Here is a 15,012-nt window from a genome sequence, read left to right on the forward strand (position 1 = left end):
GCGATGCCGAGGATGGTACACAGCCGCTTCACGCCGTAGCGGCGCTGGTGGTCGGCGACGAACCGGAAGCGGTTCACCAGCGCGTCTCCCCGGCGAAATGCGCTCGACCAGGGGGCGACCGTACGGCGAGGCCGGGGCTACACCTGGTGCGTCAGCACCACCCCGGCCTTCCGCCGCCAGCCGCTCGACGGCGGCAGGACGCCGCAGCGGTCCCGGCTCAACGCAAAGCCCGCCGCCAGTACCACAACCGGGTCGACGTCCTCACACCGACCGAACATGATCGTTCTGAGCGCCAACAGCTGTACTGATGGTCCCGAGGCCGATGGATGCCGGAATCGTGGAGTGGTTGAGGCTCGTGGACGGAGGTGGCGGTGCGATCGGAAGCGCGAGCGCCTCGGGCGGACATGAGCAGACCGGGTCGCCGGGCGGTCGGGCGCTCCCGGGAACCGGGCCTCCTCCTCGAAGGACTTCAGCAACAGGGCGCTCCCCACGGGCCTCGGGGATCAAAACACTGCCAAGCGCACCCCAGATTCGCTACAGAGCCCACCGGTGGCTTCCGTCAGAGATTCAGGCTGACAAGCCAGTACTCGTATTCCTCTGCGGTGACACCGCAGATGTGATGGCCGGACTGGGAGCGTGCGATGAATTCGATACGTCCTTGGTCATCGACGAGGCGAGAGACGTCGGCGGTGTCGGTGAGGCGCACACGAACCCAGCCGACCTCGGCGGCTCCGGTCACGACTGCCGTGAGGAGGAACGTACCGTCCTCGCCGATGACCTCCGTCTGACGTGCACGTTGGAGCCAAAGCTGGTGGACTCCCTCGAGGTCTCCCTTTAGGGGAAGGGATGCGACGGGCTCCACACCGAATCCGGCCATGGCGCGCCAGGCCATGTCGACCGACGGGCCAGGTTCATTGCCCTGGACCGTGTCCACCTCGAGACCGCTGCTCCGGATGAGCGCGATGAGATTGTCCTCGCTCGTTCGCATTTCAGTTTTCCTCGTAGAAGAAGTGGTGGTCTCCGCCGGGCTTGTCGATGGCCCGGTAGCGTTCCATGGTCCCGTAGCCCTCGACGGAGTTGTCCCAGCCGAAATTCACTCCGGAGCGTGACTGGTCTTCGAGTGTCCTGCCCTTTGGCCCGCCTGCGTGAAAGTGCGGTCCAGCAGGATCGTCAGTGTGCTCGACAACGACCCGGGAGCACATCGAACGCGACCAGGCCAGACCATAAAGAACAAGCTGAACGCTGCAACACCAGCGGCGGAAGTAAGCCGACTCCCCACGGGCGGCGCCGCGGCCACCTGGTCCCCCTGCGCGGCGCCGCCGGGATCGATGCAGGCTCGCATCAGTTCGACGATCCACGTCGCTCGCAGGCGGCCCACCGACACCGTAGGCAGGCCGTCCGGCGGCCGGTCTGGTGGTTCAGGGCACCTCACCACCCAGGATTCATTGGGCCGCGCGGTCCAGCAGGGGGGCCGCCCAGGCAGGTAGCGCGGACCGTGAGGGTCGGGCCGGGCGGGGGTCCGTGGTGATGCCGATGCCGCCCGCCGGGTCACCGTACGTGAAGTGGGCCGACCACCACAGCCAGGAGCGGACGAACACGTTGGCGCTCCATGCCAGCGCGAGCGCGCCGCGCTGGGCCGGTGTCTCGTACCAGTAGCTGGTGAGCACGACGGCGCGGGATACCGCCTCGTCGGTGTCCGCCGGGTGGGAGTCGGCGGTGAGCCCAGCGGCCAGTGCGGACGCCGCGAACCGGTTGTCCGCGAGCAGCCTGCCGCCATCGCTGACGACCGCGTCGACGATGTCCGGGGGGAGGGTCAGGGCATACCGCTCCAGCCGCTCCAGGAGTTCGGGCAGCGCCGGATCGCCGGCCGTCTCCTGCCCTGGGATCACCCGTAGGTCGCTCTGCAGCCGCGCATCCGCAGTCCGGGCGGCCAGTACGTGTACGTAGGCCAGCGCACGCAGGGTCTGCCAGTGACACAGGGTGTCCAGCAGCGCGATCCTCGAGCTGCGGAAGGCCAGCCGCACCGGCCAGTCGGCCGCCCGGACCTCCTGTCCGAGCGCCCACAGGTCCGCAGGCACCGGGGCCGGGAACACCAGGCTCTGGCCAGGGTCGTAGGACGGCTTCGCGCGGTAGCCCGGCCACTGCTGCGACCTGGGGTCCTCGCTACTCATTCACTTCCTCCGGTTTCGGGGTTCGCCACTTCGCCGCATCTTTGCCGTCTCGCGGAGTGATGTAGTTCGAGATGTCCTTCTCTTCGACGTGGTAAGCGTGGATCATATGGTCCTGGCGAATGACCACCACCGGGCTGCCGGCGGCGTCCCTGAGGCTGCGGTCGATGATGATCCGCGCCCCTGACGCGTCATCCACGTAGTTGGCCGGTGCGCGCAGCTGGCTGATCAGGTACTTGTCCAGCTTCACATCGTCGCCCCCGATGCCTGCCAGGTAGTGGTTCGCCTTGCCGCTCTCCGCCTCGTTGAGCTGGTGGTCGACGCCCTGCGCCGCCCGGGTGCCGTCCGAGTGCGGAGCCAGCCCGAACGGGTCGCACCACTGGTGCGGGTTCGCGACGTACGCCGACGGGTTGGGGGCCGGCGCGAGGCCCATCGGGTCCGGGCTCAGGTAGCGGGCGGTCTCCGGGTCGTATGTGCGGAAGTAGTTGTAGTGCAGGCCCGATTCGGGGTCGAAGTACTGGCCGGGGAAACGCAGCGGGGTGTAGGCGGTGGCGTCCCGGTTCCAGGCCGTGGACCCCCACAGGGTCGACCGGCTGCGCCAGACGATCCCTTCGACAGAACCCCGGCCTCACCGCGCTCGCGCCACTGCCGGCGCCACCGACCGCTCGCTGACCGCAACGCGGCAGCGTTCTCCCCGTTCCTCTGCCCGCCCTCGAAGCGTTCCACGGCCTGCAGCCGGACCCGCTCCCGCGCGGCCCTCCCAGCGTCGATCAACCGCCGCCCTGTGCGTATCTCACGGTCGACAGTTATTGAAGCAGACCGGCCACCGTCAGGCGAACCGCCCCGACATCACCCAATCAAGTTCAGTAGTGCCCCGTCATCTCCTCCTTCGTCTTTCAGTTCCGTCGATAGGCACTTACCTCGTGGATCCGGGCACTGTCGGCGTTTACCCTCGCCCGAAAACGTTCGGCTTCCAATGACACGCCCAAGGGCGTGACAGCCCCTGCGCTGAGCGTGATGCGGCCGACTGGATCGCAATCGCGAGTCGCCTCCAGTGCAGTGGCCGCGCCAATGAACCGCAGCTGGACCTGGACCGTGTCGAAGCCGCTCTCGACCCACGGCCGCGGGGGCTCCTCCGGATAGACCGGGAGGTCGAATCGGATCAGCAGTTCCGGCCCGTCCTGGACATGCCACAGGACCTCACGCACTGTGACGCTGTCCAGCTCGGGTACCGTCTGCGCTCCGTACACGTCACGCACCTTCTCCGGGCCATCGACGAAGTCGAGCCAGCTCGGCACCCGGTCGGAGACATCCTGCTCCGGCGACGGAAGCTCTTCGGAGAGCGGCAGCCTGACCCGGCCGACACGCCGCCGCTCACTGGCACCGAACGCCTGGTAGTTCTCGCGGGCCTCGCGGAGTGTGACGTGGTTGGGGCCGCCCACATACCGATCGGGATCCCGGTAGTCCCCGCCGTCGTCCTCCCATCCGCAGACGGGGCAGATCTCGTAGTACCCGCGTACCTCGATGGTCAGGTTCCCGCAGACGATGCATGGGAGTGCGCCCGTGGTCACTACTGCTCCAGTCCCTGTGTGCCTGCCCAATACCGCTCGGCATTGGCGTTCGTTGACGACCCGTCCCTACGAAGGGAACTGTCAAAATAGGTGATTATCTTACCCGTACTGCGGTCTTTCACTCCGAATTCATTGGTGGTCGGATTCCAACGGTAGATCTTTCCTTCGATCATGGAATCCTTCTCCTTCACGCCGGGCGGCTTCGGGCCGGACATGAGGTCGTGAGCCGCCATGGCGTAGTCGTCCTCGTCGTAGTAGCCGAGGTCCCTACCGTGGTCACCGTAGTGCCGAGTGAGGGACTTGGGGCTGGTCCAGGTGTCCTGTGCCTGCTGGATCTGGGCATCGATATCCTCGCAATCCGGGTCTGGTGCCAACCCAAGCAGGTCGAACCAAGTGAGCGGATTGTGAACGTAAGCAAGGGGGTTGGGTGCGGGCCGCAGGCCCAGAGGATCCGGGGAGAGGTAGCGTGCGGTCTCCGGATCGTAGGTCCGGAAGTAGTTGTGGTGAAGGCCGGATTCCGTATCGAAGTACTGGCCAGGAAAGCGCAGAGGCGTGTACGCCGTCGCGTCACGGTTCCACGCGGTGACACCCCACAGCGTCCGCCAGATGCGCCACGCGACCGTTCCGTCCTCGGCTACCAGCTCTCCCGGGCTGCCGATCAGGTCGGTGACGATCGCGAAGAACCGCTCGTCCACGACCTCCTGAGAAGCATTGATCACACGCTCGGTCTGTGCCAGCGGGTGGTGGTGCCCGTCGTGGTCCCAGGTAAGTGTCACCGCTGCGGGGGAGTTCGGATCGGCCGACGTGCTTTGTTCGCAAAGTGTCGTGCCGTCCCAGGTGAAGACTGTCTCTTCCACGACTTCCGGCCCGCCGGACGTTGCCAGGCGCTGCTTGGCAACACGCCGCCCAAGGGCGTCGTACCGGTAGCGCCAGCGAGCCCCGTCCGGGGTCACAATCATTGAGAGACGGTCCTCTGCGTCCCACTCGTAACGCCATGTGTCGGGCTTCCGTGAGATCCGGGTCTTCTGTCGCAGGACGGTGCGGCCCCGTTAGTCGTGCTCGTCGCGTATGGACCCTGCACGCGCTAAGGGCTTGCAGATCATCAAGGTGTTGCTTCCCGTGCTGGCGCTCGTTGGTGTGGTATGCGCATCCCGGACGAGACTCGTGACCAACTCTCTGTGAAGTGCGCGGTGTTGTTCCCGCATCTGGACGAGCGGCAGCGGCGGCTGCTGATGGCTGCGGAGGTTCGTGTCCTGGGGCATGGCGGCATCCGTGCCGTCGCTCGGGCGGCTGAGGTGAGTGAGACGACGGTCCGCAAGGGCGTGTTCGAGCTCGAGGCGGGTGAGGAGCCCCTGGGGCGGGTGCGGCGGCCGGGCGGTGGCCGCAAACGGGTCGCGGATCTCGACCCTGGGCTGCGGCCCGCGCTGCTGGCGCTGGTGGAACCGGACGAGCGCGGGGATCCGATGTCGCCGCTGCGGTGGACGGTGAAATCCACCCGCACCCTCGCGCGGGAGCTGACCCGGGCCGGCCACAAGGTCAGCGCGGACACCGTCGCCGGCCTGCTGCGGGAGGAGGGTTTCAGCCTGCAGGCCAACGCCAAGACCCTGGAGGGCGGCCGGCACCCGGACCGGGATGCTCAGTTCCGCCTGCACCCCCATCCGGCCCCCCTCATCCCGGCGGCCCGGACTCCGGAACCATGCGAGCCGGAATGGACACCGGCCCTGCTGACAGACCCCGCGCTGACCGGCATGTCTCCCGACCAGCTGCACGACCTGGTCCAGGCACTGGCACCGGACGGAGACACCCGGCGCGGCCGCCCGCCCCACCTCGCCTTTCACGACCAAGTCCCGGCCACTGTGCTCCACCTGCACGTCAATCTGGCCGCGAAACCACTCGCCGTGCTGTTCGCCAGCAGCCGCACCGCCATGCACCGCACCCTCCTGAAGATCAGGAAACTGCTCAAGGCCCACGGCATCGTCATCCCACCCGCCGCTACTCCGCCAGCCGCCCTCACCGTCCTCCACGCGCAAATTCTCGTTCAGAGCAGCGAGGCCAGCAGCAAGATCAAGACAACGTGTTAATGATCTGCAAGCCCAAAGGGCCTGTCTGATGGGTCGGTGACGAACCGAGAGGAGAACTCGTTCCCAGGCATGTGGGACGGGGATATCTCAGTGACGCGGAGTGGGCCAGGCTGAAGCCGTACTTGCCAAAAAGCGTTGGGCGGGGCGGCCGTTGGAAGTGTCACCGCAGGGTGATCAACGGGATTCTGTTCTGGTTGCGGACCGTATCCCGTGGCGCGATCTGCCATCCCGGTTTGGTAAGTGGCAGACGATATACGACCGGCATCGCCGCTGGTCGCCGGACGGCACATGGGAAATGCTCCTGCGAGCCGTGCAAGCCGATGCCGATACGCAGGGGCGAACCGACTGGTCAATGGCGAGCGTGGACTCGACGATCTGCAGGGCCCACCAACACGCTGCGGGTGCCCGTCACCGGCCCCCGACGGTACCGGGCAGACGAGCCCGGCCAGCCCACCACCGGGACGATGAAGGTCTTGGCCGCTCCCGCGGCGGCCTCACCACAAAGATCCACTTAGTTGGTGAGGGCGGTCTGCGGCTCCTGGCCCTACTGATCACACTCGGACAATGGGACGACGCGCCTCAGATGATTCCGGTCCTGGAGCGCATCCGCGTCCCGCGGCCGAATGGCGGGCACCCGCGCACCCGCCCGGACCACCTCAGCGGCGATCGTGCCTACAGCTCTCGGCGCAACCGCCGCTACCTGCGGCGCCGACAGATCAAGCACACCATCCCTGAGCCGAGGAATCAGCAGGCCAATCGCTTGCACCGTGGAAGCCGAGGCGGCCGGCCCACCAGCTTCGAGAAGGCCCGCTACGTTCGCAGGAGCGAAGTGGAGCGGCTGATCGGAAAGTTGAAGACCAACCGGGCGGTTGCCCCGAGGTTCGACAAGCGGGCCTATGTCTTCTACGGCACTGTGACCGTTGCGGCCATATGCCTGTGGCTTCGTGCATGACCCGTCAGACGGAACCTGGCTGGCCCCTGGTCTGCCTCCCCGGGCACCCGGGGAGGCAGATCCGTCGCCTACGCGTCGATGATGACCTCGAACGCCTCGCCCTCCATGATGCGGTCGGACGTCACCGCGCTCCCGAACTCGCTACCCGCATTGGAGTTGTCCTTGGCGTCGACATGGGCCCGGATACAGGGCGCGTTGGGCGGGGTGCCTCGATCGACCTGGACATTCGCGACATCCCAGACGCCGTTGACCTCGCGCGGGGTGATGTCGATACACAGGGCACCGTCGTTCCCGCCCTGCACCGACCTGGCGAACGGGTACTCGTCGCACGAGTCGTTGGGGACACCGGTGGCACCATGGGGGAAGGCGTACGGCCCACGGTCACAGGTCAGGGCACGCCTCTTCTTGGCCAGCGGGTCAAGGGGGTCGACATGCCACCGGTTCAGCAGGTGGCCGGGGGTGCCGAACTTGCCCGTGAGGTTCTTCTGCGCCCACTCGTAGGCGACGGCCGCCCCCCGGTATTTCGACCTGTGGAAGGTCACGTTGGCCGTGTGCCCGTCCACGATGCATCCGGGCCAGCTCCCGACCTTGTCGTCACAGCGTACCTTGGGGCCGGGCCAGTCCAGGCGGGTGTTCACGGGCCGCCCGCCGCCCGTGACGGTCTTGATGGTCCCGATCACGTGGTAGGAGGGCTGGACGATCGTGTCGAAGCCCTTGCCGACCGACGAGCTGTAGGAGAGGGTTCCGTCCTCCCTGCTCTGGCCGTTCTTCAGGAGCACGGGCGCGCCGCCCCAGGCCGGTGCCCCCGCCGTGCACTGGCCGCTGCACGTGGCGCTCAGAGCCATCGTCACAGCGGCGATATTGGGCGTCATGTCGGTGACATAGATCCTGATGTCCTCCACCCACTGTGCCTGGGGCAGGGAGTTCATGGCCGCTGCGGCGAAGACCATGACATGGGCCTGGCCGTTCACCTTGTTGTCCGCGCCAAGGGTCACGTACTCGGCCAGGTACCGCGTGCAGTACGCCTTGCGGTTCGAGGGGATGGGGTCGAAGGGCTTGTTCGGGTCGTCCTTGAGGCAGAGGTCCGCCCCCGGGTTGGCACGGGTCACCCGGGGGGCTGCGCCGGGCACGGCGGCGAGGGCGGAGGCGGTGGCCGGTCCCGTCTTGATGCAGGTCCAGGCCATGCCCTCGCGCCGGAGGTCGGGCCCAGTTTTCGTACAGTCGCCGTGGCCCTGGGGGACTGTACGGCTCGTGGGCGGTTGGGCGGCGGCCGGTTGGGCGCCCACGGCGCACAGGGCTGCGGTGAGGGCGAGCGAGGCTATCGCTGCCAGGCCGCGTCTGACGTGTTTCAAAAAGTGGTCCCTTCCTCCGGCGGCCCCGTTGCGGGCACACCGAAGGTATGGAACCGGGCAACTCCCGTTCATGCCAACCGAGAACGGGACAGTCCTTGACCGCATTTGGCCAGTTGTGTCATCGCCCTGCCGCCCCCGGCGGCGCTAGTTTCACTCACACTCACCTCACAGATCACACACAGGGGGAACCTGACGATGCGCCGCACAAAAACCTGCCTGGGCAGGGGGCTCGGAGCGCTCTTAGCCACCGCGACAGCCGCCGTGGGCCTGGTCGCCACCCCGGCCGCCGCCGCCCCAGCCGCCTCCGGGCAGACGGTCCAGCCCGGCCAGACCTGTGCCGCAGCCGATCTCGGCACACGCCACCCGGTCATCAAGACGACCGAAGTCACCCCGACGATCACCCACTTCAAGGGCTGGTACGTCACCCAGGGCTCCACCGGCAGCCATACCGTCACCACCAGCACCCAGACCACCATCTCGGTCTCTGTCGGCCTCAACGGCACCGTTCAGGGAAGCTTCGCCGTCGAGGCCCTCGGCAGCGTCGGCGCGAGCCTGGGCCTGAACGTGCAGGTCAACTACTCCTCCACCAGCAGCGAGTCGAACTCCGTCTCCTGGAACTTCTTCGAGCCCGGCTACTACGGCCTCTACAAGGGCACCAAGAAGGTCACCGGCACCTACGGCAGCCTCAACTGCAACCGCATCCAACAGGGCGACGGCAGTTGGGCACTGAAGTGGACCGAGGGCCCCGACAGCGGCAGCTACACCACCTACACCGCCCTCGAAGAAGGCGCGGTGCGCTGCGAGGACAAGGTCCCCGCCAACAGCATCATGGCCAAGGCCCAGGACCTGTTGGACTGCGGCTCCCCCGCCGCCACCGCGAAGCACCCGGCAGGTCCCGTCCCCTCGGCCAAGGCCGACCAGGCCAAGCACGACGCCGACAACGCCGCAACAGCCGCCAAGGCCGCCCAGAACATGAAGGCCGCCAAGCCCGCCCCGCGCGCCGCCCTGAACTGCCAACCCGGCGCCTACAAGATCGACGTCCCCGGCAAGCCCCTGAACTGGAGCGCACCCCTCCTGGCCAACGACGGCATCCGCCTGCGCGTATCCACATTCTTCAGCGCCCACCTGGACAACTGGCGGTTGTGCAACGTGACGGAGAACAACGGGGTCATCGAGGCGTCCCTGTGGAACTGGGGCAACGGCGGATGCGCGACCATCCCGGCGAACATCGCCAACCAGGAGCAGGCCTACCTGACGACGGCCACCTGCGGGGAGGACGACCTCCAGCGGTTCTACATCTACCGCGACGTACCTGGCAGCTCGAAGATCGGCCTGCAGAACAAGTACACCGGCTCCATGATGGGCCACGACCGGTACGCGGACGGGGAACTCATCCGCCAGTACTCCAGCGGCAGGCAGGACGGAACGGGTACATACACCCTGACCGGAGTCTGACGGCCCCCACCCCGTGAGCGCGGCCCCGCACGTGAACCCCCGGCCTCCCGGTTCCGTGCGGGGGGCTGCTCCTGATCGTGGTCCTGCTCGCGCTCTTCGGCGGCGGTGGCGAGGCGCCGGCGGGGACCTCTCCCTCTCCAGCGGTCAGCGTCACCGGGGCGCTTCGGTAGCGGACGGCACAGAGCAGGCCCCGGACGACTTCCGTCCGGGGCCTGCTCGTTTCGTGGGTGCGCCGGCTATGTCGCGGCCGGCGGCGCCGTCAGTCGTGCGACGGTCTCGGCGAACTTGCGGCGGTCGGTGTGGAAGTGCCGCGCCCGGGTCCACCAGAAGCCGAAGAACTGGCGCTGGACGGGGAGGGTCAGGTCACCCAGCAGTTCCAGCTTGGTCGCCTCCTCGCGCTCGGACAGCATGAGCATCCGGGCGTGGCCGGAGTAGGCAACGGCGAAGTCGATCAGGCCCTGGGATGGCCAGCCGCCGGCGAACGTGGCGACGTGGTCGTTCATCCACTGGGTGGCCTCGTCGATCTGCTGCAGCCAGCGTTCCCGCTCGGCGGTCAGCCGCTCCCGGACGACCGGCGTGCAGGCCGGATCGTCGGCCGCCGGGAGCTGGAAGTTCCGGAGCCTGGCGGACGCCATGAGCACGGTGGTGAGGTGGGTGTTGAAGGCGTCGCGGGCGGCGTGGGCATCCCCGATGCGCTTCTTGCGGGCGTCCAGCCTGGGGGTGACGGTCAGCCCGGTCGCGGTGGCGGTCACCACGGCGGTGACGGCGGCGACGGCGATGGTCTACGCGGTGTTCGGCATGGCCGACATGGTGGCGCACCCCGCACGCCCGGGTAGCGGGTTCGGCTGATCCCGCCCCGGGCCTCGCGCGGGACCGTCTACAGCACGCCGTTCATCGCGTTGTCCTCCCAGCCTTCTCCGTCGTCGAAGTAGACCTCAAGGGCTTTGGAGTTCGCGGCCCACCCGCTGTGCACGGCGATGGCCTTGCGGTCGGCCCCCGCCCGGCGGGCTGCGTCGACGCCGCCGCGCCGGGTGGAGTGCCCGGTGTGCCGCACGCCCAGGTCGGCGCCGTCCGGCGACACCCCTTGACCCTTGGTATGGCGACGGGCCGTACGGAGGTTCCGTACGGCCCGTCGCCGCCTGTAGCGGCTCCTACCTCGTGCACCTCGCGGTGAGCACGGCCACCGCAGTGACGATCACGCCCGTCACGCCCAGCGCATCCCGACCTTGGACAGCTGTCGACCTGCTCCGGCGACAGGGCCGCGGCCCGGCGGCGCTGGTTGCCGACCCACGTCCCCAGCTTCAGCGCCACGCCCTGCTGCGCCTGGCCGTCGTCGGTGGTGATCGTCTCGACGTGCTCGCGAGGCACCGTCAGGTGACCCTCGCGCGCGACGTACTGGTGGCGGCGGCGTAGTGCATGGCCCACTTGTCTGCCTGGCTGGTGCGGGCCTTGGGCTTCTCGTCCTCGTCGGCAGGCTTGATGCCGAGGACTTGCTCGCACGTCCACTGCTACACGGCGGTGAGCGTGTCCCACCCGTGCCGGACCGAGGTGACCCACCATCCGAGGTCCTCGCCCTGGCGCACGATCTGGCCCGCCGTGGTCGCAGCGCCTGGCCGCTGTCCAGGCGTTGGCGGACGAGGTGGAAGCAGCGCTGCCAGGTCACCGGCCACACCGGGCACCACGAGGGGTCGATCTCCTCGAGCTGCTCGCGCCGCGCCCGTGTCATCGCCCCGGCCGACGACTCCACCGGCAGGCCCTCGGCCCTCCGCTGCTCGATCTCCTGCGCCTTCCGCGCGGCCGCCCGCGCGTTCTTCAGCCAGATGCCCACCTTCGCGCCTTGGAAGGCGGCGTTCAGCGGCGCCAGGAGGTGCCCGTTCTGTTCGGCCCACCCGCGGGCGGCGGCCAGGCCCTGCTCCCACGCGACGTCGTAGTGCGACCAGACCATGCCCAGCTTCTCGAGCTGCTTCACACGGTCGGCGTCCATGTCCCGCGGGCGTAGAACCGCCTCGCGTCGGCGATCCGCTGCCCCAGCGGGAACGCGGCCAGCGAGGCCGGCCACCCCTCGGCGGCGGCCTCCTGGTCGTCGCCGCCGGGTGCGCGGTAGGTGAAGGGGACCTTGAGATCGCCGTGCTCGCGGGCGTAGATGACGGCGGCCTCCACGCCGCGCCGCCAGTGCGCGTGCTCGGGGTTGAGGACCTGCAGGTTGATGAACGTGGCCAGCTGCGCCGGGTCGCGAGGCGTGGAGAACTTCAGCAGCTGCCGGGCAGGCTTCGACGGACGCCGCCGAACGCCCGGCTCGTCAGTATGTTGTCCGCGGTCTCGCCCGGCCCCAGCAGAACCGGTACCACGAGGGATGCGAGCTTGCCTTCACCGGGTTGCATCCGCAGGGCTCGGCCGACGGCCTGGACGAGGTCGGGCATGGAGCCGCGCCCGGCTGGCCTGCCAGTTCAGGCGCGCAGCTGCTGCTGAAGTGGATCGCCCCGCTGATCAGCTACTTGAACTCCAGCAGCAGTGCTTGCTGTGTCGGCTTATCTGGCGATCTTCCAGAGTGTCAGTGTGGTGACGTAGTCGGGCATGTCCGAGGACAGGCCTCCCTTGGTGGGGGGTAGGACGTCGGTGATCCGCAGCATTGCCAGGTTGTTGTCGCTGGTGATGGTGCACAGCACCATGTCCTTGGCCAGGGTCTTGCCCAGGTTCAGGTTCTTTTCGGGGACCGCGGCCGGCAGGGTGTCGGTGTCCACGCCGGTCCTGCATGCCTCGGGTGTGGTGCCGGTGCTTCTGCCCATGGGGGTGAGGAAGCGCAGGTCCGCGTCGCTCCAGTCCTGGTATGTGAGCTCCATGCCTGCGTTTTGGCCGATCTTGCCGTCGGGGACGGCTTTCGGTGCGTCCAGGTCCACGTGCGTGCCGGAGTTGAAGCCCGGTGCGCGCAGGGTGAAGGGCTTGTCCTTGAAGACGAGCGTGTACGCGGCCTGCTGGGGCGAGGGGGATGGCGAGGCGGTAGGAGCGGAGGTGCCGGTGTGCTGCTGGCGATCCGCCCGGGTGTCGTCGGTGCCGCCCGTGCCGGCGTCCGGGCGCACGATCACCCAGGTCAAGACCGCGGCGAGTGCCACGGCGGCCGCGCCGACGGTGAGCAGCGCGGGGCGGCTGCGCTGGGGGGACTGGGGAGAGGGCGTTGCCGTCGGCCACGCTGTGCCGGCCGGGCGGGGAGGCGGGGTGCCGGGCCGTGGCGGGGCCGACACGGTGGGCTGCCCGGACACGTGCGCGCCGACGTCCGGCCGGGTGGGCGTGGCCGTAGGCGTGGCGGTGGGCGTGGGCTCCGAGAGGGGTGCGGCAGCCGCCTCCCGGCGCGTGATCCGCTCCATGAGCGGTGCCGGCAGCCAGCCGTCGAACGCGCGCAGCGGCCGCCCCGCCGCCTGCTCGCACAGCCCCGCGAGTTCGTCCGTCGTGATGCGCGCCGCCGGATCGGCGGCGAGGCAGCGTTCCAGCAGCGTCCGCAGCGGCGCCGGGTAGCCGCTCAATTCCGGCGACGTTCGCTCGGTGTTGGCGATCCGTACGGCGAGGGCGGTTGCGCCGCCCTCGCCGTACGGATGCCGGCCGGTCGCCGCGACCGCCGCGATCAGGCCGAGCGAGAACACATCGGTGGCCGCGGTGACGGGCTCGCCCAGCGCTTGTTCGGGCGACATGTACTGCGGGGTTCCGATGACTCCGCCGCTGTGCGTCAGCTGCGTGACGTCGGCCGCCCGCGCGATGCCGAAGTCGATGACATACGGCCCGGTCGAACCGAGCAGGATGTTGGCGGGCTTCAGGTCACGGTGGACGACCTCCGCCGCGTGGATGGAGCCCAGGGCCCGGGCCGTGCAGCCGACCAGCTGGAAGACGGCGGGCAGGGGCAACGGCCCGTGGGCGCCGAGTGCGTCGGCGAGCGAAAGGCCGGGCACGAACGCCGAGGCGATCCAGGGAAGCGCCCCGGCGGTGTCGTGGTCGACGACCGGTACCAGGTGGTAGCCCTGCACCCGGCGGGCGGCCCGTACTTCTTGCTCGAAGCGGCGCCGGAAGTCCGGGTCCTGGCCGTACTCGCGGCGGATCACCTTGAACGCCACGGGCTGCCCAACTCGCGTGTGCGAGAGGTACACGGTGCCCATGCCGCCCTCGCCGAGCCGGGCCACCAGCCGGTAGCCGGCCGTCTCGCGCGGATCGAGGGGGCCGAGCGGGGTCAGTATGTCGTCGCTGCCGTTGGTCACAGCAGCCCAGCGTACGTGACGTGACAGCACGTCAAAGTGCCGTGGGGAAAGCATGGATTTGGCCGGCTGCGCGACTACAGAAGGCAACACAGGGGACGCAGCGGCTGGCGGGTGCGAGTCGTGCCGGTTGGCCCCGGAGGAGACCAGACCGAGCGGGACGCCCTTGCTCAGGCCGACACGGGCGAGGGCGGAAGCGGAGGGGTGAGGGGGACGCGCTGCGGGTGCTGGGTGGTTCTACAGGCTGGGGCGTGAGTCCGCGGGGTCGTGCGTCGAGCTGTCGTACATAGACCCGTACGCGGGCGGGTACGACGTCCGATGCTGGATTGCGTGACAGCCCGGTTCGAAGACGGCTGGCGAGGGGCGAACGGGCCCGGCCGAAATCAGCCTCCGTGAATTCAAGTCGACTTCGGAAGCTGCGCGAGAGACCCGCGACGCGAAGCGAACCGAGGAGACAGGTTGATCACGGAATACCAGCAGCGGCTACGGGAGCGCTACCTTGCCGCCCCCGTCATGTCAGCCCCCACGCCCTGGCAACCAGTCCCGGACCGCGGGATCCCCATCGGGGGCCTGCTCGGCATCGGCTTCGCAGTCCACCCGGACACCGGACACGACCTCGTCATGGTCGTTTCCTCCAGCGGCCACGGACTCTTCGATGCGGTTACCGGTGAGAAGATCGCACGCGACCGGGATCCCGATCCCGCCACCAGCACCCCCGACGCACACCCGGACCTCACCTGCCCCGGGCTTGGTCCCATCGCAGGCACTCCGGTCCGCATCGCCGGCCTCTTCGGCGGCGGTCTGCACAGCACCTCCCCGGACGGTTGGACACTGGACATCGTCAGCCCCGAATGGCCCCACGACCGCGTCATCCTGTCCGCCGATGGCGGAGCACACAACGGACCGGCAGGAGGCACCTGGTGGCACGTCTTCCACTCCGAGTACTCGGAACTGCGCGCCGCTGGCTTCTCCCCGTCCGGTCGCACCCTGGCAGTCGCCACCAGCAGCGACCTCGCCCTCTGGACCCGCCCGGAGCTCCACATCGAGGACTGAGCGTGCCCCGGGACGTCCCGGGGCACGCTCGGGCACATTGACATCCAACCTAAGGGCTGTCCCGTAACTGCTATGGGAGGGCTGGTGCCATGCCCTACGGCTGAACGCACCGCGCCAGCTGGCCGTACTTCATGCCGCTGGA

The 15,012-nt window shown here is 68.7% G+C and carries 11 protein-coding genes and 6 pseudogenes; 4 read left to right on the top strand and 13 right to left on the bottom strand.

What is annotated here, in order from left to right; genetic code table 11:
* Positions 1-559: 559 nt before the first annotated feature.
* The 6 genes and pseudogenes from AC068A_RS36145 to AC068A_RS36170 form a co-directional block, all read right to left on the bottom strand.
* Entirely contained in the window at positions 560-988 is a 429-nt protein-coding gene (locus tag AC068A_RS36145; protein WP_478590539.1) for a hypothetical protein, read from the bottom strand.
* A gap of 454 nt (positions 989-1,442) precedes the next feature.
* Entirely contained in the window at positions 1,443-2,171 is a 729-nt protein-coding gene (locus AC068A_RS36150) for a hypothetical protein (RefSeq protein WP_478590540.1), read from the bottom strand.
* Positions 2,172-2,520: 349 nt separating this feature from the next.
* Positions 2,521-2,775: pseudogene (locus AC068A_RS36155) on the bottom strand (RHS repeat-associated core domain-containing protein); the annotation flags it as partial.
* A pseudogene (locus AC068A_RS36160) lies at positions 2,766-2,965 on the bottom strand (IS630 family transposase); the annotation flags it as partial. The pseudogenes AC068A_RS36155 and AC068A_RS36160, both read right to left, overlap by 10 nt.
* 99 nt (positions 2,966-3,064) lie before the next feature.
* Positions 3,065-3,739: a CPCC family cysteine-rich protein gene (locus AC068A_RS36165; protein ID WP_478590541.1), complete on the bottom strand. Its 675-nt coding sequence runs from the start codon at positions 3,737-3,739 to the stop codon at positions 3,065-3,067.
* A 341-nt stretch (positions 3,740-4,080) separates the two neighbouring features.
* Positions 4,081-4,827: pseudogene (locus AC068A_RS36170) on the bottom strand (RHS repeat-associated core domain-containing protein); the annotation flags it as partial.
* 54 nt (positions 4,828-4,881) lie between these two features.
* On the opposite strand from AC068A_RS36170, the pseudogene AC068A_RS36175 reads away from it, so the two are divergent.
* Both AC068A_RS36175 and AC068A_RS36180 read left to right on the top strand, forming a co-directional pair.
* Positions 4,882-5,385 (top strand): annotated as a pseudogene (locus AC068A_RS36175) (ISAzo13-like element transposase-related protein); the annotation flags it as partial.
* A gap of 506 nt (positions 5,386-5,891) precedes the next feature.
* A protein-coding gene (locus tag AC068A_RS36180; RefSeq protein ID WP_478590542.1) for an IS5 family transposase occupies positions 5,892-6,772 on the top strand; the annotation gives its coding sequence in 2 pieces (ribosomal slippage) (positions 5,892-6,024 and positions 6,024-6,772; 882 coding nt in all).
* Positions 6,773-6,840: 68 nt separating this feature from the next.
* Here AC068A_RS36180 and AC068A_RS36185 read toward each other — a convergent pair.
* On the bottom strand, positions 6,841-7,956 hold the full coding sequence (locus AC068A_RS36185) for a NucA/NucB deoxyribonuclease domain-containing protein (protein ID WP_478590543.1): 1,116 nt from the start codon (positions 7,954-7,956) through the stop codon (positions 6,841-6,843).
* Positions 7,957-8,319: 363 nt separating this feature from the next.
* On the opposite strand from AC068A_RS36185, the gene AC068A_RS36190 reads away from it, so the two are divergent.
* A complete protein-coding gene (locus AC068A_RS36190) occupies positions 8,320-9,579 on the top strand; it encodes a hypothetical protein (RefSeq protein ID WP_478590544.1) in 1,260 nt (419 codons plus the stop codon).
* Between the two features lie 236 nt (positions 9,580-9,815).
* Here the strand turns inward: AC068A_RS36190 and AC068A_RS36195 are convergent, their stop codons facing one another.
* The 6 genes and pseudogenes from AC068A_RS36195 to AC068A_RS36220 form a co-directional block, all read right to left on the bottom strand.
* Positions 9,816-10,334 carry a hypothetical protein gene (locus AC068A_RS36195; protein WP_478590545.1) on the bottom strand — a complete coding sequence of 173 codons (519 nt, stop codon included), beginning with the start codon at positions 10,332-10,334 and terminating at the stop codon, positions 9,816-9,818.
* Between the two features lie 122 nt (positions 10,335-10,456).
* Positions 10,457-10,660: a hypothetical protein gene (locus tag AC068A_RS36200; RefSeq protein WP_478590546.1), complete on the bottom strand. Its 204-nt coding sequence runs from the start codon at positions 10,658-10,660 to the stop codon at positions 10,457-10,459.
* A 215-nt stretch (positions 10,661-10,875) separates the two neighbouring features.
* A pseudogene (locus AC068A_RS36205) lies at positions 10,876-11,139 on the bottom strand (hypothetical protein); the annotation flags it as partial.
* 169 nt (positions 11,140-11,308) lie between these two features.
* Positions 11,309-11,563: pseudogene (locus AC068A_RS36210) on the bottom strand (helicase associated domain-containing protein); the annotation flags it as partial.
* Positions 11,545-11,739 carry a hypothetical protein gene (locus tag AC068A_RS36215; RefSeq protein ID WP_478590547.1) on the bottom strand — a complete coding sequence of 65 codons (195 nt, stop codon included), beginning with the start codon at positions 11,737-11,739 and terminating at the stop codon, positions 11,545-11,547. The pseudogene AC068A_RS36210 and the gene AC068A_RS36215, both read right to left, overlap by 19 nt.
* Before the next feature lie 368 nt (positions 11,740-12,107).
* Positions 12,108-13,820, bottom strand: coding sequence for a serine/threonine-protein kinase (locus tag AC068A_RS36220; protein ID WP_478590548.1), 1,713 nt, complete (start codon positions 13,818-13,820; stop codon positions 12,108-12,110).
* Positions 13,821-14,276: 456 nt separating this feature from the next.
* Here AC068A_RS36220 and AC068A_RS36225 point away from each other — a divergent pair, with 456 nt between their 5' ends.
* Entirely contained in the window at positions 14,277-14,870 is a 594-nt protein-coding gene (locus AC068A_RS36225; RefSeq protein WP_478590549.1) for a hypothetical protein, read from the top strand.
* The last annotated feature ends 142 nt before the right edge of the window (positions 14,871-15,012 follow it).

This window comes from Streptomyces sp. NPDC043854, assembly GCF_056436005.1.

Bases quoted from the DNA above. Each gene is read 5' to 3' on its own strand.
- AC068A_RS36190 (WP_478590544.1), top strand. From the start codon at position 8,320: ATGCGCCGCACAAAAACCTGCCTGGGCAGGGGGCTCGGAGCGCTCTTA.
- AC068A_RS36185 (WP_478590543.1), bottom strand. From the start codon at position 7,956: ATGGCCTGGACCTGCATCAAGACGGGACCGGCCACCGCCTCCGCCCTC.
- AC068A_RS36145 (WP_478590539.1), bottom strand. From the start codon at position 988: ATGCGAACGAGCGAGGACAATCTCATCGCGCTCATCCGGAGCAGCGGT.
- AC068A_RS36150 (WP_478590540.1), bottom strand. From the start codon at position 2,171: ATGAGTAGCGAGGACCCCAGGTCGCAGCAGTGGCCGGGCTACCGCGCG.